This window comes from Oscillibacter hominis (assembly GCF_014334055.1).
Lineage (GTDB): Bacteria > Bacillota > Clostridia > Oscillospirales > Oscillospiraceae > Oscillibacter > Oscillibacter hominis.
Window position 1 is genome coordinate 597,471 of sequence record NZ_CP060490.1, and the last position, 21,726, is coordinate 619,196.

At 58.5% G+C, this 21,726-nt stretch carries 14 protein-coding genes and 1 pseudogene; 5 read left to right on the plus strand and 10 right to left on the minus strand.

What is annotated here, in order from left to right; translation table 11 throughout:
• Positions 1–150 precede the first annotated feature (150 nt).
• Positions 151–612 (plus strand): annotated as a pseudogene (locus tag H8790_RS03035) (recombinase family protein); the annotation flags it as partial.
• Complete coding sequence (locus tag H8790_RS03040; RefSeq protein ID WP_187333547.1) at positions 606–1,673, plus strand: DUF4368 domain-containing protein; 1,068 nt, start codon at positions 606–608, stop codon at positions 1,671–1,673. The pseudogene H8790_RS03035 and the gene H8790_RS03040, both read left to right, overlap by 7 nt.
• A gap of 51 nt (positions 1,674–1,724) precedes the next feature.
• Here H8790_RS03040 and H8790_RS03045 read toward each other — a convergent pair whose 3' ends face one another.
• The 3 genes from H8790_RS03045 to ade all read right to left on the minus strand — a co-directional run bounded on the left by H8790_RS03045 (position 1,725) and on the right by ade (position 5,303).
• Positions 1,725–2,522, minus strand: a complete 798-nt coding sequence (locus H8790_RS03045; RefSeq protein WP_187333548.1) for a TIGR04255 family protein — start codon at positions 2,520–2,522, stop codon at positions 1,725–1,727.
• A 64-nt stretch (positions 2,523–2,586) separates the two neighbouring features.
• The gene (locus tag H8790_RS03050) at positions 2,587–3,366 is read right to left on the minus strand and encodes a cell wall hydrolase (RefSeq protein ID WP_187333549.1); all 780 of its coding nucleotides are present in this window, start codon (positions 3,364–3,366) and stop codon (positions 2,587–2,589) included.
• 212 nt (positions 3,367–3,578) lie between these two features.
• Positions 3,579–5,303: an adenine deaminase gene (ade, locus tag H8790_RS03055; RefSeq protein WP_187333550.1), complete on the minus strand. Its 1,725-nt coding sequence runs from the start codon at positions 5,301–5,303 to the stop codon at positions 3,579–3,581.
• A 222-nt stretch (positions 5,304–5,525) separates the two neighbouring features.
• On the opposite strand from ade, the gene H8790_RS03060 reads away from it, so the two are divergent.
• Complete coding sequence (locus H8790_RS03060) at positions 5,526–6,152, plus strand: flavin reductase (protein ID WP_187333551.1); 627 nt, start codon at positions 5,526–5,528, stop codon at positions 6,150–6,152.
• A 52-nt stretch (positions 6,153–6,204) separates the two neighbouring features.
• Here H8790_RS03060 and H8790_RS03065 read toward each other — a convergent pair whose 3' ends face one another.
• Complete coding sequence (locus H8790_RS03065; protein WP_187333552.1) at positions 6,205–6,768, minus strand: phosphoribosyltransferase family protein; 564 nt, start codon at positions 6,766–6,768, stop codon at positions 6,205–6,207.
• A gap of 390 nt (positions 6,769–7,158) precedes the next feature.
• On the opposite strand from H8790_RS03065, the gene gdhA reads away from it, so the two are divergent.
• Positions 7,159–8,511, plus strand: a complete 1,353-nt coding sequence (gdhA, locus tag H8790_RS03070; protein WP_187333553.1) for an NADP-specific glutamate dehydrogenase — start codon at positions 7,159–7,161, stop codon at positions 8,509–8,511.
• Between the two features lie 134 nt (positions 8,512–8,645).
• Here gdhA and H8790_RS03075 read toward each other — a convergent pair whose 3' ends face one another.
• Positions 8,646–8,843 carry an alpha/beta-type small acid-soluble spore protein gene (locus H8790_RS03075; RefSeq protein WP_187333554.1) on the minus strand — a complete coding sequence of 66 codons (198 nt, stop codon included), beginning with the start codon at positions 8,841–8,843 and terminating at the stop codon, positions 8,646–8,648.
• Positions 8,844–9,042: 199 nt separating this feature from the next.
• Here H8790_RS03075 and H8790_RS03080 point away from each other — a divergent pair, with 199 nt between their 5' ends.
• A complete protein-coding gene (locus H8790_RS03080) occupies positions 9,043–9,606 on the plus strand; it encodes a hypothetical protein (RefSeq protein ID WP_187333555.1) in 564 nt (187 codons plus the stop codon).
• Between the two features lie 107 nt (positions 9,607–9,713).
• Here the strand turns inward: H8790_RS03080 and H8790_RS03085 are convergent, their stop codons facing one another.
• From H8790_RS03085 to H8790_RS03105, 5 genes are all read right to left on the minus strand, one after another.
• Positions 9,714–15,989: a hypothetical protein gene (locus H8790_RS03085; protein WP_187333556.1), complete on the minus strand. Its 6,276-nt coding sequence runs from the start codon at positions 15,987–15,989 to the stop codon at positions 9,714–9,716.
• 217 nt (positions 15,990–16,206) lie between these two features.
• Positions 16,207–18,864: an ABC transporter permease gene (locus H8790_RS03090; RefSeq protein ID WP_187333557.1), complete on the minus strand. Its 2,658-nt coding sequence runs from the start codon at positions 18,862–18,864 to the stop codon at positions 16,207–16,209.
• A 5-nt stretch (positions 18,865–18,869) separates the two neighbouring features.
• Positions 18,870–19,541 carry an ABC transporter ATP-binding protein gene (locus H8790_RS03095; protein WP_187333558.1) on the minus strand — a complete coding sequence of 224 codons (672 nt, stop codon included), beginning with the start codon at positions 19,539–19,541 and terminating at the stop codon, positions 18,870–18,872.
• Positions 19,542–19,644: 103 nt separating this feature from the next.
• Entirely contained in the window at positions 19,645–20,553 is a 909-nt protein-coding gene (locus tag H8790_RS03100; RefSeq protein WP_187333559.1) for a sensor histidine kinase, read from the minus strand.
• Positions 20,546–21,229, minus strand: a complete 684-nt coding sequence (locus H8790_RS03105; RefSeq protein ID WP_187333560.1) for a response regulator transcription factor — start codon at positions 21,227–21,229, stop codon at positions 20,546–20,548. The genes H8790_RS03100 and H8790_RS03105 overlap by 8 nt, the downstream gene beginning before the upstream one ends.
• Between the last annotated feature and the right edge of the window lie 497 nt (positions 21,230–21,726).

Below are 21,726 nucleotides of genomic sequence, written 5' to 3' on the forward strand. Positions count from 1 at the left end.
ACAACGCCCCGTGTGCCAATATTGTGGTGAGAAAGGGATGGGTGCCCCATCGCCAGCTCTCACCCAACGTGCGGCCTTTGTGGGCAGAAAATCGGGTTTGATGAATTCGTCAAACCCGGTCAATAGCCAAATCGGGCCGCGGATGACGGCTATTCGGGAGCCAACTTCAACCGCCCGGATTTTCAGCGCATGATCACCGACATGGAGAACGGTGAGATCGGCATTATCATCACCAAAGACTTATCCCGTCTCGGGCGAAACCAGCTCCACACCGGCCTGTACATCGAGGAACGGTTCCCCATGTTCGGCGTCCGCTACATCGCCATCAACGACAATGTGGACACCGACAGCAGCGAGAGCAACGACCTGATGCACTTTAAGAACCTGTTCAACGAGTGGTTCGTGCGGGATACCAGCCGTAAGATCCGCGCAGTGAACCGTGCCAAAGCAGAGCGGGGTGAGCGGCTGGGCACCAGAGCGCTCTACGGCTACCGCAAGGACGAGAATGACAGAAAGAAGCTGGTAGTGGACGAAAAGCCGCCGCTGTGGTACGCCGCATCTTCGCCCTGTGTGCTGCTGGCAAAGGTCCCAGCTAAATCGCCCGGTTGCTGAAAAAAGAGCAGGTGCTGTGTCCCACGGCCTATGCCTACAAAACCTTCGGTGTCGCCCACAGCAGTCTGAATCTGAACGATCCTTATGGTTGGTCTGACAGAACTATCGCTGGTATGCTGGAAAATGAGATATACCTTGGCAATACCGTCAACATGAAGTATAGCACCAAGTCCTACAAGGATAAGCGGAAAGTCGAACACCCCAGGGAGGAGTGCCTGGTATTTGAGAATACCCACCCGGCATTGGTGGCCAGGGAGACTTGGGATATCGTCCAGTGGGTGCGCCAGAACAAACGCCGCCCGACTAAGATGGAGGAACTGAACAAATATTCCGGCCTTGTGGTGTGCGCCGAATGCGGAACCACCATGGTCCTGCACCGGGCACATACCATGAGCGCAACCTACAACCACTTCACCTGCCGTACCTACAAGAAAAAGGGCGCGGAGGTCTGTACCGCCCACTACATCCGGGAATGTGTGCTGGACGATGTGGTTCTGGAAGACCTGCGGCGGATAACGGCTGTGGCCAGAGAACATACCAAAGAATTTGCCGCGTACATCGGCGGCAGACAATCTGCTGAAATCCAGCATGAAATTCGAAGGCTGGACAAGGACCTGACCGCTATGCGGAAACGCAGCGCCGATCTGGACGCAATCTTCAAGCGGCTGTACGAGGACTCCGTGCTGGGCAATATCACCACGGAACAGTTTCAGAACCTCTCCGGCAGCTATACGGAGGAGCAGGAACATCTGAAGCAAGCTATCCCGGAGCACGAAGCCGCCATCCAGAGGTTGAGGGATACCGTGTCCAACACCGATAGCGTCATTGCCAAAGCCAAGCGGTATACAGACATCACGGAACTGACGCCTGAGTTGCTGCGGCTGTTTATCCAAAAGATCGTGGTGCATGAGAAAGCCGTGAAGTGGTCCAAGCACACCGAGCGGACAGTGGAGATCTACTACACCGACATCGGCTGCGTGGGCAGTGAACTTGCAGAAATAGAAGAACCCCGGCAGGAATTGCCGAAGCAATCCCTGCCGGGGATTCGACCCGCCGTTTAGTTACCCCTGTCAGGGGGCACCAGATGTGATCCGCTCCTTTTTAAGTTGGCGTTAATCAAGCGGCCCCATGGCCTGGCGCAGCGTGTCGGTCACCGCGCCCTCAAAAAGCCGGGTGGCGTGGCCGTGGAGCGTCTCCATGCCTCCGGCCGCCAGATTGGCCGTCACCTTGCCGCCCATGGATAAGTCCATGTCCAGGATGAACTTGGTCTCCTGGTCCTCCGGCGCGCCGGGTTTACTGTTTTTCACCATGCCGGGGCCTGCGTGAATTTTGGCCCGGCAGCTGCTGTCCAAATTCAGCTCCAGCTCCACCGCGCACTTGGAGACCATACGCTCGGCCACATCCGGCTCCTCCAATGCGCCCAGGTAGGCGCGCTCAAAGAGGTCGGACCAGGGGGTGCCCTCCAACCCCAGGGCGCTGCGGGAGACGATGTTTACGTACCTGAGACCGATCCGCTCAAAAAAGGCGGGGCGGTAGATGCGGATGAACTCGGCCAGGGGTTTGTCCAACTTGGCGGCAAACTCCCGCCAGGAGGTGTAGCGCAGGGTGGACAGGGCGATGAAGTTCCGGGTCAGGTTGATCTTCCAGAGGCTGTCCGCGGAGACAAAGTTGTAGTTGACCACCGTGGGCGGCGTCTCCAGCTTGGGCGTCGGCGACCCAACGCCCACTACCCTGGGCGCCGGCGTCTCCTGCTTGGCGGCATAAAGGGGGAAGTCCTCCCGGATGGACTCCTGAAAATCCGCGGGCTCCACGTTGCCGATGGAGAGGATCGCGGGAAAACGGAGCTGACAGATCACCTCGCGCAGGGGAGAGCGGGCATACCGGCAGCTTTCACGGTCAGAAAACAGCATGGCGCATGGCTCCTTTGTTTGTTTTCTCCATTCTATCCCCGGGAGGAGAAAAAGTCAACAAAGCCTACAGGTAGAACTGGTGGCAGCCGATGGTCTTCAGATAGGTGCGGTTCTGGCGGATCCAGGTGCCCTGGGAGAGGGCGGGGGCGAAGAAGTAGAGGCTGCCGCCCGCGGTGGAGCTGCCGCTGAGCACCAGCTTGGCCGCGGCCACGGACTGGGCGGTGGGGGCGTTGTACAGCGTGCCGTTGGAAAGGGGCTCGAACTGAACGCCGTTGTTGGTGTCGAACACCACGGCGCGGATGGTATTGGGGAACTGGTCGGAGGCCACCCGGTTGAGCACGACATTGCCCACGGCGATCTGGCCCTCCAGGGGCTCGCCCTGGCTCTCGGCGCTGATGATCCGGCTGAGCCAGTAGAGGTCCTCATCCGTGTATTCGGAGAAGTCCTGGGACTTCAGCACGGCACCGCCGCCGGACCAGACTGCGGAGGTGCCGCAGGCTGCGGCCAGAAGCCGGGCGGGGACGTATGTACGGCCCTGGGTCAGGAAGGTCTTGGCCGCGCTCACATAGCGCTCGCCGTTCAGGGTGACGGTGCCGCTGCCAACAGGGGCCGACAGCCTTGAGCCCCCGGAGGAGGCGACGGCGGAGCGGGAGGCGCCGTCCCAGGAGACCTCCCAGCCGCCCAAGGCGTCCAGCGCCTCGCGGAGAGAGACATAGGTGGTCCCTTGGCTGAAGTAGCCGCTGACGCTGCTTTCATCCACTTGGACGTCCACCCGCTCCATGGCACTGGCGGTGCCGGTGAGCAGGACCGCGGCCGCAAAGCCGCACAAGAATGTTCGCATCATAAAAAAGTCCTCACTTTCCACAAATCGTGGCCGGCGGAGAGCGCCGGCGCCACAGCGCTTCCTGCTGGAAAGAAGCGGTCTGTTCTGGAAATGCATTATACGGGAAGGCAGGGAGTGGAAACAAGCTGTAAACCCTGGAAATAGAGGAAAAGAGCGGACGGAGTCCATGCTCCGTCCGCTCTTGAATCGCCTGGCCCCCTGGGGGAGAGGGGTTACACGTAATTTTGCTGCAGCACGTCGAAGACGCCCCGGGTGGTTAGGCGCAGGGTGGGAATGACTGGCAGGGCCATAAAGCTCAGCGTCATAAAGGGGTCGATGTCGTGGGAGACACCTAAGGAGAAGGCCTTTTCCTTGGCGTCCTCCAAAGAGGCGTTGACGGATACCAGCGTGCCGCTGCTCATGATGCCGGCGATGTCCAGGCGCACCTCGCCCAAGACGGATCCGTCCTCCATGACCGTGATGCCTCCTCCGATCTCCACGATCCGGTTCACCGCGTCGGCCATCTGCTGCTCGTCGGTGCCCACCACAATGATGTTGTGGGAATCGTGGGAGACGCTGGTGGCCACCGCACCGCGCTTGAGCCCATAACCCTGGAGATAGCCGATGCCGATGTGACGGGTGTTCTTGTGGCGCTCCACCACAGCGATCTTCAAAATGTCGTACTCCACATCGATGCGGTCGGAGTACCCGGCGTCCACCGTGGTGATCTCGCCCGCCACCATGCCCAGAATGCCTCTGGGCCGCTTTTCCGCAAAGTCCTCCGCGCTGAGGTGGGACACGTGGAAGGTGTCCGCGGCCCGCTTTTCCAGATAGGGATCGATGGAGGGGATGGGGAAGCCCTTCAAATGCCCCTCGCTGAACATCAGCTCACCCTTTTTGTAGACCTGTTCAATGTGGAAGCATTCAAAGCTGTCGATGACCACAAAGTCTCCTAAGTAGCCCGGCGCAATGGCGCCCCGGTTGTTGAGCAGGAAATACCGGGCGGCGTTGTGACAGGCCACCTTGATAGCGGTGATGGGATCCACGCCGAGGGAGATGGCCCGCTTGACGATATAGTCGATGTGGCCCTTTTCCAGCAGGTCGCTTGGGTGCTTGTCATCGGTGCAGAACATGCACCGCTCGGAGTACTTGTCGCACAGCAGGGGGACCAGGGCCTCCAGGTTCCGGGCGGCGGTGCCCTCCCGGATCATGATGAACTGGCCCCGCTCCAGCTTTGCGATGGCGTCTGAGAGGTCGTGGCACTCATGGTCGGAATAGACGCCGGCGGCGATATAGGCGTTTAGGTCGTTGCCCTGAAGGTCCGGGGCGTGGCCGTCGATCTTCTTGTGATGGGCCTGGGCGGCCACGATTTTTTCCACCGGCTGCTCGTCGCCGTTGATGACGCCCACAAAGTTCATCATCTCTGCGAGGCCCTGGACCCTGGGGTGGTCGTAGAAGGAGTCGATGGCCCGGTAGTCCAAAATGGCGCCGGACTCATCCAGCGGCGTGGCCGGCACGCAGGAGGGCAGCATGAACCGCACGTCCACCGGCAGCCCTTCCGTGGCCTGAAGCATGTACTCAATGCCGTCCGTCCCCATGACGTTGGCAATCTCATGGGGATCGGTGATGACGGTGGTGGTGCCGTGGGGCAGCACCGCCCGGACGAATTCGCCGGGGGAGACCAGGGAGCTCTCAAGATGGATGTGGGCGTCCAGGAACCCCGGGCAGACGATCTTGCCGGTGACGTCCACCTCCCGCTTGCCGGAGTAGTCGCCCATGCCCACGATCAGCCCCTCGGTGACGGCAATGTCAGCGGTGCACAGCTCGTTGGAAAAGACGTTCACATAGGTGGCGTTTTTCAGTACCAGGTCCGCCGGCTCCCGGCCCGCCGCCGCGTCGATGATCCGCTGCTTTTTTACCAGTTTGCGGTTGATTTTCCCTGCGTAGCTCTCCGACATGTGCTCAGCTCCTTTACAGATTCAATATTATAAGTTGTACTTATTTTGAATATTAAAACAAATTATGCCTCCTTGTTTAATTTGTTAGTATACCGCAAACGGGGCCTGTTGTCCATACGCTGGAAAGAAAAATTGTGCTGTTGCAATAACCATAGATAAAACCGGTAAAGATTGGTATACTGACAAAAACGGTAAAGGGAAAAAGAAAGGAAGGCGAATTTTATGAATCCTAAGGCATATGCAAAGATGAACTACGGGCTCTATCTCATCTCCGCCGCTGCGGAGGGCAAGCGCCAGGGCTGCATTGTCAGCTCCTTTGCCCAGGTGACCTCTTCCAATCCGGCCAAATTCACCGTGACGCTGAACCGGGACCACGAGACCTGCAAGGCGGTGGAGAAAGCGGGCAGCTTCTGTGTGACGCTGATCTCTGAAAACTGTCCCACGGAGTTGGTGGAGCACTTCGGCTACAAGTCCGGCCGGGTGGGAGACAAGTTTGAGGGCTACGCCGTGGAGGCTGACGCCGCGGGCAATCCCTACCTCAGCGAGCACATGGTCTCCCGGGTCAGCTGCCGGGTCACAGGGAAGTTGGAGATCGGGAATTACGTGCTGTTTGTGGGTGAGGCCACGGAGGCGGAGCTCCTAAAAGGCGGCAAGGTAATGACCTTAGACGACTACAACAACGGGGGAAAACCCACCCCGCCCTCTGCCACGGTCTACCGCACAGTGGAGATCAACGGCTATCGCTGCACCGTCTGCGGCTACGTATACGAGGGTGAGAGCCTGCCGGCGGATTTCGTCTGCCCCATCTGCCACGCACCTGCGGAGAAGTTTGTAAAAATCGAAAAGTAACAAAAAGAGGGCCTGCGCTTCAAGCACAGGCCCTCTTTTTGTTAGCGGATATTCAGGCTTTGACGGTGCCGTCGGCGTTGAAGACCGGCAGCGGCGCCAGAAATTTGATGTCATCGCGGTTCTGGGTGTCGCCCTCCGCCAATACGGCAATGCGGCCGGCAACCGTGCCTCCGGAAAGCTCCACCAGAGCCTCCATGGCATGGAGGGAGCCACCGGTGGAGATCACGTCGTCCACCAGGAGGATCCGCTTGCCTTGGATCAGCTCCGCGTCGTCCCGGCCCAGGAACAGCTTCTGGGTACCGGAAGTGGTAATGGAGCAGTCCTCCACATGGATGGGATCGGGCATGTAGGCTTTGGGGCCTTTGCGGGCAATAAAATATTTCCGGGCACCGGATTGGCGGGCCATCTCATGGATCAGGGGGATGCTCTTGGCCTCGGCGGTGAGCATGTAGTCATAGCTCCCCTCCTCCACTAACTTCAAAAGCTCCCTGGCGCAGGCCACCGTCAGCTCCGCGTCGCCAAAGATAATGAAGGCGCCTATGTACAGCTCATCCGTAATTTTACAAATGGGCAGCTTGCGGTCAAGGCCCGCTACATGCATGGGATAATACTGCATGAAAATTCCTCCCTCACACATTTGCCGCTTTCTACCGGCGATATCAATTTGAGACCAGGAAACATTATACAGGGTCTGGCGGAAATGTCAACAAACCGGGGATATTTGTCAAAAAAGAAACAAAAATCGCAATAAATCCTGCAAATGCAAGATAAAATTCACCAAAATATGCATAGTATGAGGCTTTTGCATGTTAAATATCAAGGTATGAAATGGACAACTTGCACAAAAAGAAGAGGAAATATTTTCGAAAAAAACAGGTTGTTTTCGTTCAATTCATGAGAAAAAGCACTTGTTTCTCTCACCTTTCGGTGTTAAAATGACGACAGTGATGGAAAGCAATTCCGTCATAATGCCTAAGAACGGAAAAAAATTAGGAGGCTGTTTGTTATGAATGCTTATCTGAGCAGAGTTCTCGAAGACGTAAAGACCAAAAACGCCAACGAGCCCGAGTTTCTGCAGACCGTGGAAGAGGTTCTGTCCTCTTTGGAGCCTGTGATCGAAGCCCATCCCGAGTATGAGAAGTGCGCGCTGCTGGAGCGCATCGTGGAGCCTGAGCGCACCATTGAATTCCGTGTGACCTGGGAAGACGACAACCACGTTTGGCATGTCAACCGCGGCTATCGTGTGCAGTACAACGGCGCCCTGGGCCCCTATAAGGGCGGTATCCGCTTTGATCCCTCCGTCAATCTGTCCATCATCAAGTTCCTGGGCTTTGAGCAGGTCTTCAAGGATGCCATGACCGGCCTGCCCATCGGCGGCGCCAAGGGCGGCTCCGACTTTGATCCCCGCGGCAAGAGCGACGCCGAGGTCATGCGGTTCTGCCAGGCCTTCATCAGCGAGCTGTATCGCCACATCGGCCAGGATATCGACTGCCCCGCCGGCGATCTGGGCTGCGGCGGCCGTGAGATCGGCTATATGTACGGCCAGTACCGCCGTCTGGTTGGTGCTTCCGAGTTCGGAGCCCTCTCCGGCAAGGCTGTCTGCACCGGCGGTTCCATCCTGCGTCCCGAGGCCACTGGTTTCGGTGCTGTCTATTATCTGGTTGAAGCCCTCAAGCACGACGGCGAGGACATCAAGGGCAAGCGCATCGCCATGTCCGGCTACGGCAACGTGGGTTGGGGCATCATGAAGAAGGCCGCTGAGCTGGGCGCAAAGGTTACCTATTTTGCCGGCCCCGACGGCTATATCCACGATCCTGAGGGCGTGAGCACCGAGGAGAAGCTGAACTACATCCTTGAGATGCGTGCCAAGGATCCCATGCACTGCAAGCCCTATGCCGAGAAGTTCGGCTGCGAGTTCGTGCCGGCCACCAAGTGCTGGGGCGTCAAGGATGTGGACATCTACATGCCCGCCGCCACCCAGAACGACGTCAACCTTGACTGGGCCAAGAAGATTGCCGAGTCCGGCGTGAAGTACTACATCGAAGTTGCCAACATGCCCACCACCAACGAGGCTCTGGAGTTCCTGAAGGAGCAGAAGCACATGGTGGTTGCGCCCTCCAAGGCTGTCAATGCCGGCGGCGTGTCCGTGTCCGAGCTGGAGATGGCTCAGAACGCCGAGCGTCTGTACTGGACTGCCGAGGAAGTGGACGAGAAGCTGAAGGGCATCATGAAGAACATCTATCAGTCCTCCGTCGAGGTCGCCGAGCGCTACGGCCTGGGTTACGACCTGGTTGCCGGTGCCAACATCGTGGGCTTCCAGAAGGTTGCCGACGCTATGATGGCTCAGGGCATTTTCTAAGAAAACGTTCAAAGGAAGGGCGCGGCATATCAGTTGATATGCCGCGCCCTCTTTTTTACTTCGCCTGTTTCAGGTGAAGCGGGAGGCCTGCGCCATGCCGCGCAGGCCTCCCTTCCCTTAGAGAAGAGGTCTGGTTACAGAGACTTCTCGTAGGACTCGATCATCTTCTTGACCATCTGGCCGCCCACGCTGCCGGCCTCACGGGAGGTCAGGTCTCCGTTGTAGCCTTCCTTCAGGTTGACGCCAACCTCGGAAGCAGCCTCCATCTTGAACTTATCCATAGCGGCACGGGCCTCGGGAACGTTGAGCTTGTTGTTGTTCTTACTGGACATAATTGTAATCTCCTTTTAATTTGTTGATTGTTGAAAGTTAGGCGATTTGGATATCGCAAGCATAGTTTGGCTCGAACGAAAGCGAATATGCTGAAAATTTGACGGTAAATTTTTGAAGTGCATATCAACGCGGTCAAGCTTGCGGATTGGCCGGGCGGATGCTATACTGATCTCACAGACTGTATAGGGAGGAACTCGCATGAAACGGGTACTGCTGATCGCCGCTGCGGCGCTGCTGACACTTGCGGCGGCCGCCGGGCTGTACTCCGCCCAATATCCCATCCGGGCGGATCAGAGCAACCTCATTGAATACACCCGGCGGTTCGTCAACCGGGGAAGGAGTGAGTCCTTTCCAATCGGAAAACAAATCGAGCTCTACGATTTTGTGGACATCGGGCGGGACCGGTTCGTATTGGTCGAAATCGACGAGTCGCTGGGCGAGCTTTCACTGCGCAGAGGGCTGACAGGGCAGTATCGGCTGGACTCCGCGGGCTATGGAGGCGGAAATTTCAGAGAGCGGGTTGTGGAAAGCGGCGGCAAACAGTATGATTTGCTTGGCGGCAGGAATTCAGGCTTGGCCATCTCTGAGATAGTTATTTCCCTGGACGGCAGGGACTATCGCCTGGATATTCCGGAAAAAGAACATTTTTTTGTCTGCACGGAGATTGACAGCGAAATTGAGGAGACGCATTCTGATTTGGATGAAATGAAATTTTACGACAAAGACGGCAAAGACATCTCGGATACGGTGAAGTGGAACTGAGCGCGAATGCTCTGCCGGACAAATAGAAAAATTGAAAAAGCGCCCCGGTCCGATTCAAAATCGGACCGGGGCGCTTTTATGCAGATTGAACATCTTGCACGCCGAGGTTAATCCGGCTCCACAATTGCGGAAATGGGGGACAGGGTTTCTGCGTCTAAGTAGATGAGCTTGACCGTGCAGCCCTCGTCCCAATTAGCGGTTAAGGTCAGAGTGAACGAACAGGCGGCGGATTCATAGTTGTTCAGCTGATATTGATCCGCTGCGCTCAGTCCAAGCAGCGCCCCATCCGCGCTGTATGCCGCGCAGTACACAGAACCGCTGACGGTATTGGCGGTATCGTTGGTCAGCGTGCCGTTCACCGTGAGGCGTCGGCTGTCGGCCGGGTCTGGCGTCACGGTATCCACCTGGGAGAGGATGGTGCTCTCCGTGCGCTCCATTCGGTACAAGGCCGTGTTGTTGCCGGCGAACTGTTCCTGTTCGCAGCGCACTACGATGTAGAACTGCTGGAAGGCCCTCACATCCTCGCCTCGGTCGATCTGCAGCTCGTAGCTGACCATGGCCTGCTCACCGGGGGCCAGGGCGCCCAGCGTCTGGGTAGCCAGCACCTTACCCTCGGGGCTGCTCTCGCGCAACTCCACCGTGGCTCCGGCGCAGTCCGCAAGGCCGGTGTTGGAGACCATCGCCCAGAGCCTATGGGATTCCACAGAGGAGTCGGCGGCTTGGATGGAGGCGGTTTGAACGTCGCTGACCACAAGGTCACAACCGCCGATGGTGGCGGAGGCGGTGTTGTTGTCCGGCGTCAGATCCAGGTCGGGCTGACCGGAGACAATGGGAGTCACCTCCAGCGTGAAGTCCTGATAGGTTAGGGAGCCCGGCACTGTAAAGGGAATGGCGAAGTCGCCGCTTGCACCGACGTCCAGAGCGCTTAGCGTCACAGTCTTGTCGATGGAGTGATCCAAGGTGTAGAGGTGGGCCTGGACGGCGTCCACGGCCAGTTCTCCGCAGTTGGTGACGGTGAAACCGGCCTCCAGATTGGCGCCGGAGCAGACCTTGGAGGAATCGTAGTGGAAGCCTGTGACCGCAAGGTCGCAGGAGGGTACGATTTGCAGCGTACAGAGATTGGAGAGATAGGTGACGGTCTGCACGCCCTCCTCGTCGGTGCCCACCAGTTCCTCCGAGCGCACATAAGCAAGATCCAGCGTGCCGTCATCGGAGAAGAGCCCGGTGGGCTTTGCCGCCCGGTAGGCGCCGGAGGAAAACTGAATGTCCCTGCTCCAGGAGGAGCCGTCATAGTAGGCGCCGAAGACCTCCACCGAGGATTCTCCGGCCGTGCTCCACAGCACCACTGCTCCGCCGCTGTGATTGACGCTCACGGCGTACTCGCCGGATGGGACGGTGCCCTCCTCCAGCGCGGTGGAGAGGTCGCGGCTGCCGGAGAGGTCGGTGAGGTACCGGATGGCGCCGTCCTGGCTGAAGAACAGTGCACACTGGCCGTTGAGTTCCACCAGCTGGGGATGGGAGGCCTGCTCGGCCACAAGGTCAGTCGTGACGGTTCCGGTATCGTCCAAGGTTAAAAGGACCACATTCTGATCGCTGAGGGAATCCAGCTGTTGGTCCGGGGATTCGCTGAAGGCCACCAACAGATTGGTGCCGCTGTAGGACGCGCTGAGGCCGGTGATGGCGCCCCGGCCGTCGGTTAGGACCACAGGTTCACCCCAAGTGCCATCGTCACCAAGCACACGGGCCACGATGGAACTGGTGCCGGAGACGCCGAGAATGTTGTTTTCCGAGTTTTTGGTCCAGACAACGGCAGTTTTGCCATTGGAGGAGGCCACCGCGGGCTGATAGTCCAGTACCTGGTCATCGGTGAGAAGGACGGGCACGTCAAAACCGGCGCCGTTCCAATGGGCGGCCACAATTTCGCTGCAAAGGGCCATGTCGTTGATGGAGACGGTCTCCTCAGTCATGGAGCGGCTCAGCTTCTGCCAGACCACCCAGTCTCCCTGGACCACGGGATAGAAGTCCGCCGTGCCGTTGTCCCAGAGAATGGCCGGGGAGGACCAGGAATCCAGGTCCTTGTCATAGACGGACCAGACCAGGGTGGTGCGGTCCCGGTCGTTGCGCTCGGGGTTGTCCATCAGCCAGAGAAGGACCTGCTGGCCGCCAATGTCCGTCAGCAGAGGCTCTGTCTCCAAGGGGACGTTGGTGAGGATCTGCCGCTCCGCGCGCTGGGTGAAGGAGGCGAAGGTGCTGATCTGGGGCTGGCCGCCCAGCCAGCGGCTGCTGTAGTTCAGGTAGCTGCGGTCCTCCGCGCCAAGGGGAGTGGAGAGGTCCATACTGCCCAAATCCAGCGTCAGGGCGGCGGGGTCTGATCCGTCTGCCGGCATCAGGGCGTAGGCTGCGCCGGACTTGGTTGAGGTGGGATAGAGGACGTAGGTGCCCTTGGCGAATGTCGTGGAGCCGATGGTTTGGCCTAAAATCTTGGCCTCCAGGCCAAGGCTTCCGTTCAGTGAAACAAGGGTATCCATATCGATTTTCACCTTGCCGTCCACGGAGGTGCCGATGCTGGAGTTGCTGAAATCCATCTTGGCGGACAGGTCGCCGCTGCCGGTGACACCGACTTGCGCCACCTTGCAGATGCCTACACCGGCGCCCGCGGAAACCCCTGTTTTGCCGCTGACCGACAGGGGAACGGTCACCTCGTAATTGATGTATTTGACGCCGCCGGTGGCTGAGACGGAGCCTTTGAGGCTGATCTCCACATAGATCGGGACGTAGCCGATGACAAACTGCTTATTCAAGACGTCCATATTTAGGATTTTACTGGTCCCGGTGACCAGGATGGACAGCTCCGTCAGCTGCCACTCGCCGTTGATCTTGTCGATCTGGGCATAGCCCTTGAGGTTGAGCGTGGGCTTTTTCCAGTCCGCCGTATTGGTCGCGGTGGACGCGGTGACGGGCTTATAGCCGGTCTTGGCGTCCAGAGCCGCCAGCTTATTGCTGATGTCCGTTTGGTTTTTGGAGGCAATTGCGGTTTTCAGGTCGTTGATCTCTGTCTTATAGGTTTTAAAGTAGTCGAGAGCCGTCTTATTCTGACTCGCGGCAGCGGACTGGAATTTAACACTGTCCGCGCCGTAGGCGATGCAGATGGAACCGCTGTCGCTAAATACGGCGGAGGCGATTTTGCCCAGCCCGATATCAAGCTTGCTCTGGCTGAGGAAGGGAATATTGTCTCCGGCAATGAAGCTGACGGGTACGGACAAGTTGAGGCTCTTCAGCCATGACATAACGCCCGTCTCGGTTTTGGACTCGGTAAGCTTGGAAATGGAGAGGTTGATTTTGAACTCAGGGGTTTTGGTGCCGTCGGCCGCTACTCCATAGAGATACAGATTGTTCCGGCCCACCTTGAAAATCTCCGCGACCTGCAGGCTGGAGAAGAGGCCTGTGTCGGAGACTCTTTGGACCCCATTGTTGTTCTTTTGGCAGAGGTAGACCTTGCCCGTGCCGTGGCTGCCCCAGTTGACGCGCGCGTCCAGGTCGATGACAGCCGCCGGTGCGCCGCTCTCCTGTTCCGCGGTGGTCAGCTTATAGAGCGTCAGGTCGGTGTTCCGGATGTCGTAGGCAAGGTGATTGGTGGTCAGCGTGGCGGACATGACATAGGGAGGCTCGGAATTTGCTGCGTACTCCAGTGTAACCCCCGTAAAGCGGCAGGTGGAGGATACGGTGCGCACGGCCTCAAAGTTGTAATAGTTCTTATGCGTGACCGAGATCAGCTGGCTGCCGTTGCCGACGCCCTGAAATACCGCCCGGCCGTATGTATCCGTGGGTTTGGTGACGCCGCCCACGGTGACGGCCGCTTCGGCAACGGCGTATCCGCCGCTCCGGGATGTGACGGTCACCACGAAATCGCCGGGTTCAATGCGGTACAGCTCCTGGTTGGCCACGGCGGTGACCGTCTCCTTGCCGCCCACCTTGACCCCGTTGACCAGAACGTCGCCCTGGGATACCTGGCGGTAGGGGATGTAAACGGTCATCGTCCCGCTCTGGGGCGACAGCCGCAGCCGGTTGTCCTGTTTAAGAACAGGGGTGGCATTGTAGTTATAGGTGCCTGTGGTGGACTTCCCAGTGCTGATGACGGTATTGGTGTAATCTGCAGTTGCCTTTACCGAGTTATCCAACAGCAGTTTGCCTTCGGTCAGTTTTGAGGCGCTGTCGATGGCGAAGGTGGCGCTCTGAGGCGTACCATCAATGGTATCCACGGTCTTGGCGTAGAACGCCGGGTGGTTCAGCTTGTCCACCTGCAAAACGCCCCGCTCCAGCCAGAAGGTGGGGAAGCACAAAATGCCGTTTTCGCTGTTGCAGGTGACATCCGCGGACTGATTGGCGTAAAGCGGAATGTTGTTTGAGAGATTCAGAAAGGACAGTGAGCAGTAGCTGCTGTCACCGGTATATGTGGCCACCGCCCAGAGATTCTTATATGGGTTTTGAATGAAAAGCCTTTCCGTTGAGCTGGACGCGGGGCGGGATAAGCGGAGGGTATCCCCTTTGTCAAAGGGTTCCCGGTACAGGACTTGATACTCGTGCAGCAGCGCGGCGCTCAGCCCGGTCTTCTCCAAAACAGTGGGATAGAAGAAGGTGGCGGGGCTTGCGGTCGGGGTGAGCTCCACGGTCTGCCCGGCATAGACATTGAAGGCATCATTTGTTCGCCCAATGTTATACTCTTTCACGGAAAAGGAACTGGTATTATAGGATATCTCATCCACAGGAAACCCACGGGTGGCGTCGGTGCGCTGAATGGCAACATATTTATTTACGCTGTCCGCCGAGAGGGAAAGACGGAGGGAGTCGCCCACGTTGACCGTGTAGGAGGTCATGGGGCGGCCTTCATACGTCTCGGCGGTGACGCCGTAGCTGTCATAGAAGGTGGGGTAGTAAAAGGTGACGTCGGAATCCGCCGCCGGGGAATACTCACCGGTGTGGCCGGCCTTTATGAAGGAATTGCCCCAAGTGCTTTCCGTATAGCTTGTCCTTCCAATGGTATCGGTCAGATAGTCGGCACAGCTGTAACGGGGAGTGCCCACAGTCCGGATTGTAGCGGCGGAGGAGCAGCTCTCCGGCACGGCCATGCGCAGTGTGAAGCCGTTGGGCACGTTGACGTAGGTGAGGGGCAGGCCGTCATAGAGCCCACCGGTCAGGCCGTAGAGGTTGGAGTAGCAGGCGGGGTAGAAGAAGACGACGGTTCCGCTCACCGGGGTAAGCTCAAGGGTTTTTCCGGGGAAAAGGGTTTCCCCGCCCCAGTTGCTGTCTGAGAGCCCCACGCTGTTCATTGTACCGGTCTCATATGTCAGCATGCTGTAACGAGGAGTGCCGACAGTTTGGATTTTCAAGGATTTTATGGCCGCATCGGCAGGCAGACTGACCCGGAGCGTCTGGCCCATGGTGACCTCGTGCCGGGTGAGGGGCTTTCCCGCGCTGACCCGCTGGACCAAAAGCCCGGAGTCAAGCCATGCCTGCGGGGCTAAGAAATGCATGACCTCCTTGTTGGGAGAAACGTCAATGGTGCAGGCGGAGTTGAACGTATTCCTTCCCAAAGAGCTGGCGTTGGCGTAGTAGCTGTTTTTTACCGTATCGTAAGATACGTATTCATAAGACAAATTCTCATAGGGGAACAAGGTGTAATTTTTCTGATCGGCGCCTGCTCCCAATTCCATATGCAGTGTCTGCTCAGGAGTCACCTCCGTTAAACAGATGGGGTCCCCCTTGCATACGGAGCACTGAAGGTCCAGATGGTAGGGCCAGTAACAGGTGATGGCCTCCGCTTGAGGAGAGACCTCCAGCGTGGTGCCGCCGTCAAAAGAGTGGTTGGAATTTTGCGCGATGGCGTAGTTCGCAATGGAAAAGCTGTCGTTGTAGTTGAAGTAGCTGTACTCCGTCTTGGCGGTCCAGCGAAGGGTATACCTGCTGCCCGCAGGGGCGTTGGCCACGATGCGGCTGCCCACCGGGACCTCCATGGTTTTGACGGCGGGGGTGACGTTGGTCACAAGGGTCATATCCTTGCTTTGGTAAAGCACGTTCAGGGCGGTTACGGCGGTGATGACGGCGGATTCTCCCGCCTTCAGAGAAAAGGTGTTTCGGCTCTCGGGCGAGAGATAGGCGCAGTAATCGGATGTGCCGTCTTCACTGTAGTGGGTGGTGAAGTAGCCGCAGCTCTCCGCGTTCTCGATGCGGTCGACGCGGATCAGTTGGTTGTCGCTTGCTTGGTTGGTGAAGCGGTAGCTCTCTCCCGCGCTCATCGTGACTTGGAGCTCCTCCGCCATGGCAGTGGTGATCAGCGGCAGGATCAGCAGGGCTGCCAATATCAGGATTCGTTTCATTTGTTTCATCGTACCAGGTCTCCCTCCAGGTAGTTTGGTTATATTTTTGAGTATAGCATAAATAATTTTGCTGTAAAGCGTAACTGCAGGAAAATCCTGTAAAAGGTTGGATTATCCTAAGAAAGAAAAGACATAATATTAATTTATGTAAATGAAATCCGCAGAGATGCTGCTTGGATCAAAATCAGGCCCGCCGGCAGCGCCGGCGGGCCTGAAATGGATCATGCTATTCTGCTTCCCGCAGGCGCTCCACCACGGTGGAGCGGGCCACGGAGCGGTAGACCGCCAAGGGCACCACACAGCCCAAGACGGCGAACAGGGGCATGAGCACCAAAATGGGGGAGACGGTAAAGCGGTAGGTGAAAAACCAGAACATGCTTTCCATGGCCGCGGACATCAGTGGCCCCATGACCAGTGTCAGCAGCAGCGAAAACAGGACGGAGCCCAGGGCATAGAAGAGCCCCTCGTACACCAGCATCCGCTTGAGCTGCTTTCCGGTCATGCCGATGGATTGGAGCACGGCGAATTCCCGTTTGCGGGTGATGATGCCGGTGAGCACGGCGTTAAAAAAGTTCAGCACGCCCACAAGGCCCACAATAAAGCTCAGCGCGCCGCCTAACATCAGGAACATGGAGCGGAAGCTCTCAAATTCCTCCGCATAGGTGGCCTTGCTCTCATAGTCAAACTGGGGGTTCTGGGTTTCCGTGTAGTCGGCCAGGAAGGACTCCATGGCGCTGTCCGCGCCGTCGTCCGCAGCGTCAAAGGCATAGAGCATCACGCTGTCGGTGCCGGTATCCTGGATGAAGGTCTGGTCGTTCAGCACGAACTCGTCACTGCCATAGTAGCGGTAGCTCAGCGTGCTGGGCACGCTGACCAGCGCCGCCACCTCGTAGTCGATGTCCCGGTAGTTGACCGCCCGGGCACACCAGGGCTCATCCTCCGGAATGCCGCCCTCATACACCTCACCGGTGAGTGGGTTGTAGTATTCGAACTCCTCCACATACCGCAGCGTGACGGTATCGCCCAGCCTGGCCCAGTGGGAGTTCATCTCCGGCTTACCGTAGTCATCCTCGAAATAGACCGCAGCGATGGAGCGGGAGCCGGGTTCGTAAAGCTTGGAGAGGTCGCCCTCCAGCACGCTCAGAATATCCAGGGCAAAGCGCTCCATTCCGTAGAGCTGGGCGGTATCCACCAGCTTCCCGCTGTCGGAGCGCTCCATGTTCTCCACGAGCAGGTCCAGATCTTCAGGGCTGTTCCACTTGCTCCAGATGCTGCGGTAGTAGTCCTCGTCCACGAACTCCTGGACCGCGGAGGTGCGGCCGTAGACCTTGCCGCCGCCCGCAATGCCGCCCTGGGCGGTTATGTCGTCGATGACCTCCTGGGGCAGCGCCATATCCCTGTTGAAGGCATCGCCGCCGGTCTGAAAACACCCGGCGTCGCCCACAATGAAGTCCGCCACCATGTTGCGCAGGTATTTGTCCATGTCAAAGCCGCCCGTAAAGGTGACGGTCATGTTCAGCAGAACCACCGCAAGGGAGAGGGAGAGCACCGTCACAACGGTTTTGCTGCGGCTGCGGCCCAGGTTGGCCCTGGCCATGGAGAAAAGGGACACGCCCTTGCCGGATTTTCTTAATTTGCGCTTGATGGAACCGCCCTCGGTGTAGCGCACGGCCTCAATGGGGGAGACCCGGGCGGCCATGCGGCCGGGTTTGCGGCAGGAGAGCAGCACCGTCACCAGGGAGAAGCCGGCCGCCGCCGCAAAGATCATCGGGTTCAGCGAAACCACGCTGACAACGCCGTTGAGCCGGGAGATGATGACCGGCGTCAGCTTGGCCCCCACCAGCCATCCTAAGATCAATCCAATGGGGATTCCCGCGGCGCTCAGCACCAGCGCCTGCTGGCGGATGATGCGCCTGAGCTGGCGGGGCGTGGTGCCGATGGTCTTCAAAAGGCCGTAAAAGCGGATGTCGTTGGTGACGGAGATCTGGAATACGTTGTAAATGATGAGATAGCCGGTGAAGACGATCAAAAGCAGCATGGCCGCGATGGCGAGCACTGTGGCGGGGTCCATGCTGTCCGATAGCTGGGCGCCGGAATAGCCCCAGTTGACGCCGATGAGGATGTAGTTGTCGCCCAGGGACCGGCTCTCACTTTGATAGCCGTGGTTTTGCAGCACCTGGTTCATGTCCCGGTCAATGTGCAGGGAGTTTTTGAACATCACGTCCAGGCCCCAGGTGCCGGAGTTGTCCTGGGAATTGTTGGGGTCCACGCCCAACTCGGAGAGGACCTCGTTTACCCGGCTTTCGGGGATCAGTATGTGGTTGGCCACAATGGCCTCGTCATAGTCCCACCAGCCGCACAGGCGGAAGGTCTGAGTGGTGGGCTTGCCGTCCACATAAAAGGTCACGGTGAACTGGGCGCCAAGCTCCGGCTCCACCCCAAGAAGCTCCAGCACATGGGTATCGGTGGCCGCCTCGTCGGTGCCCTCCTGGGGCAGGCGGCCCTCCACCGGGTCGCAGTACATCCAGTGGGCCTGGGTTTCATCGGAATAGCCCACCTCCACATGGCTTTTGTTGAAGGGGATGTCCGTGGGCATGCCCAAAAAGCGGCGCAATCCCCACTGCTGGATGACCGGATCATCCTTAAGATCGTTGAACTGCTCTTCACTCAGGTATTTGAAGGTGCCGTGGCTCCAGCCGCCGCACTGGCGGAAGTTGGACTGCTGGAAGCCGTCGTTGATGGACATGGCGATGGTAAAGAGGGAAGTGAACAGCACCGTGGTGAGGGCAATGGCCACAGTGGCCACTAAGTTCCGGGTTTTGGAGGCTTTCATCGACTGGCTTCCCAGGTGCCGGATGCACTTGCCGTTGGAGACTTTGACCATGGCGCTCACCCCTTCACCACAATCCGGCCGTCCTCGATGCGGATGACGCGGTCCGCCATCTGGGCCAGCTCTTCGTTGTGGGTGATCATGACGATGGTCTGGCTGAACTTCTGGCCCGTGACCTTCAAAAGGCCCATCACGTCCTGGCTGGTGCGGGAGTCCAGGTTGCCGGTGGGCTCGTCGGCCAGGACAATGGCGGGCTTAGCCGCCAGGGCCCGGGCGATTGCCACCCGCTGCTGCTGGCCGCCGGAGAGGTTGTTGGGCAGGTTCTGGAGCTTGCTCTCCAGTCCCAGAATATCGATGATCCGTCCAACATACTCCTCGTCCGGCGCCTCACCGTCCAACTGGATGGGCAGGACGATGTTCTCGCGCACATTCAGCACCGGCACCAGGTTGTAGTTCTGGAACACAAAGCCGATCTTCCGCCGGCGGAAGATGGTCAGCTCTTCATCCTTAAGAGCCGAAAGCTCCCTGCCGTCCACGGTGACGGTGCCGCCCGTCGGGCGATCCAGCCCGCCCAGCATGTGGAGCAGGGTGGACTTGCCGGAGCCGGATGTACCCACCACAGCGACGAATTCGCCTTTTTCCACCCGCAGGTCCACACCGTCCAGGGCGTGGACCGCGGTCTCGCCGCTGCCGTAAATCTTGGTCAGTGCCTTTGTTTCTAAGATGGTCATGCTTTTTACCTCCGATGATGGAAAGAGTCTGTATCACTACGATACAGACTCTATCACGGCATTCTTTCCACTTTCTTTCTGAAATCTTACAGTTCTGCAAGATTTACGGTTCTCTTGGAAGAAACAGGGAAAACACAGACCCTTTCCCCAGTGTGGAGGCGGCCTTGATGTACCCGCCCTGGCCCTGGGCGATCTGCCGGGCAAGATACAGCCCCAGTCCCGTGCCCTCATGGCCGCTGACAGCGGGGGACCGGTAGAACCGACCAAAGACCTTGGGCAGCTCCTCCTCGCGGATGCCCATGCCCGTGTCCGCCACGTCGACGCGGCAGAAGAGGGGATAGGAGGTGAGGCGGACCGTGACGGTGCCTCCGGCCGCGGTGTATTTCACCGCGTTGTCCAGGAGGTTGTAGAGGGCTTCCGCGGTCCATTTGGGGTCAAAGCAGGCTGTGTCTTCAAAGGGCTGCAGCTTCAGCTCAATACCCTTGGCCTGGGCTTTGGGCGCCGCTTGGGCGACCGTGCGCTCCACTGTGGGAAGCACCGGGGCGGAAATCGGGCGGAGGGCCAGAATGCCCGTTTCCAGACGGGAGACCTTCACCAGGGCGTCGATGAGAAAGCGGAGCTTTTCCGCCTGGGTGGTCAGGGCCTTTACGCAGTCCCGGCCCTCAGAGGTCAGTTCCTGCTCAGAGAGCAGCTGGGCGTAGAGGAGGATGTTGGCGATGGGCGTTTTCGTCTGGTGGGAGATGTCGCTGATCATGGATTTGATCTTGTCCTTCTCCGAGGAAAGGTTCCGGGCGGAAACGGCGGAGGCGGTGAGGTAGTGGGCCAGTTTGGTCTCCACGGCGGAGAGGCGGCTTTCGTCAAAATCCCGCTCAATGAAAGAGCCGTTCATGGCCTGGTCCAGCATCCGGTCCATTTCGCCGAGAATGCGGCTCAGGCGCAGGCGGTCATGGGCCATCACGGCGGCTGCGGCAAGGATCGCGCCAACCGCGGCTAAGAGCAGCGCCTTATCCATTTCCGTTCACCGCCCAGGTGTAGCCGATGCCGTAGACCGTCTTGATGTAAGCGGGCCTGGAGGGCACGTCCTCCAATTTGTCCCGGAGCCGCTTGACCGTGACGGAGAGGGCATTTTCATCCACAAAGTCCGCGCCGTCGGTCCAGATGCGGTCCACTAACTGCTCCCGCCGCAGGGTCTGGCCCCGGTTCTCCACCAGCATCCGCAGGAGCTTTTGCTCCGTGCGGCTCAACTCCACGGCCATGCCGCCCTTTGAAAATTCCATCCGGTCAAAGTCAAACTGGAAGGCATCCAGGCTCACCCGGTTTTCCGGATGGACTGTCCGGCGCAGCTGGGCATTGACCCTGGCCCGGAGCACGGCCAGGGAAAAGGGCTTGGTGATGTAGTCGTCGGCGCCTAACTCCAATCCGGCCACGATGTCGGTCTCCAGGTCGTTGGCCGTCAGCAGGATCACCGGCGTGGTGCCGGCGCGGCGCAGCTCCTGCAAAAAATCCAGCCCGCTGCCGTCGGGCAGGTTGATGTCCAGGATGATGAGGTCAAAGGATTGATTGGAAAGCTGCCGGCGCGCGGAGGATAGGTCGAAACACTGGGTGAGGCTGGTGCCCTCCCCCTTCAGGGCCAGGCAGATGCCGCTGCTGAGGGCACGGTCGTCCTCTACCACCAGAAGTTGATTCATAGCAGAAGGTTCTCCTTTCCGGAATTGTCTGGTTAACAGTAGCACAGCCAGCCCAAATTTGCAAGAATGGGCGGCAGGGAGTAAAGTTATGCGGTTCGCCCAAATTGGATCGGTGGACGCGGTGCACTTTGGGCAGGATGCCGTCCGGGACAGCTTTGACGTGCAGCATGCCGGAGGTGTGTGGTGAACACGGACACTGGAATTCCGCTTCAGTTAGCGGAATGCGGAGCCAAAGTCTGTCTTGAGGAAAAGGCGGCGTGTGTGCAGCTCGCGGCGCTGCCGGTGATCCCCATTCCCATCTGCTTTAAAACCGGTCAGAAATAAACTTGTTTTCCTGCGGCAATCCGGTTGCAATATTTGGAAAACTTGTTATACTGAATCTGATATACGATATTGCCCGTGTATGCGAAAGGTTTCTTGAGAAGGACGCTTTTTCCCAAAAAGCGGGTCAGCCTATTTAGGATGGCCTGATACCCTCTGAAAGCCGGGCAGTGTGA

Excerpts from the sequence above, each read along its gene's own strand:
- H8790_RS03060 (WP_187333551.1), top strand. The coding sequence starts at position 5,526 with ATGAATCCTAAGGCATATGCAAAGATGAACTACGGGCTCTATCTCATC.
- H8790_RS03065 (WP_187333552.1), bottom strand. The coding sequence starts at position 6,768 with ATGCAGTATTATCCCATGCATGTAGCGGGCCTTGACCGCAAGCTGCCC.
- H8790_RS03105 (WP_187333560.1), bottom strand. The coding sequence starts at position 21,229 with ATGAATCAACTTCTGGTGGTAGAGGACGACCGTGCCCTCAGCAGCGGC.
- H8790_RS03100 (WP_187333559.1), bottom strand. The coding sequence starts at position 20,553 with ATGGATAAGGCGCTGCTCTTAGCCGCGGTTGGCGCGATCCTTGCCGCA.
- gdhA (WP_187333553.1), top strand. The coding sequence starts at position 7,159 with ATGAATGCTTATCTGAGCAGAGTTCTCGAAGACGTAAAGACCAAAAAC.
- ade (WP_187333550.1), bottom strand. The coding sequence starts at position 5,303 with ATGTCGGAGAGCTACGCAGGGAAAATCAACCGCAAACTGGTAAAAAAG.
- H8790_RS03075 (WP_187333554.1), bottom strand. The coding sequence starts at position 8,843 with ATGTCCAGTAAGAACAACAACAAGCTCAACGTTCCCGAGGCCCGTGCC.
- H8790_RS03045 (WP_187333548.1), bottom strand. The coding sequence starts at position 2,522 with ATGCTGTTTTCTGACCGTGAAAGCTGCCGGTATGCCCGCTCTCCCCTG.
- H8790_RS03090 (WP_187333557.1), bottom strand. The coding sequence starts at position 18,864 with ATGGTCAAAGTCTCCAACGGCAAGTGCATCCGGCACCTGGGAAGCCAG.
- H8790_RS03085 (WP_187333556.1), bottom strand. The coding sequence starts at position 15,989 with ATGAAACAAATGAAACGAATCCTGATATTGGCAGCCCTGCTGATCCTG.
- H8790_RS03050 (WP_187333549.1), bottom strand. The coding sequence starts at position 3,366 with ATGATGCGAACATTCTTGTGCGGCTTTGCGGCCGCGGTCCTGCTCACC.
- H8790_RS03095 (WP_187333558.1), bottom strand. The coding sequence starts at position 19,541 with ATGACCATCTTAGAAACAAAGGCACTGACCAAGATTTACGGCAGCGGC.
- H8790_RS03080 (WP_187333555.1), top strand. The coding sequence starts at position 9,043 with ATGAAACGGGTACTGCTGATCGCCGCTGCGGCGCTGCTGACACTTGCG.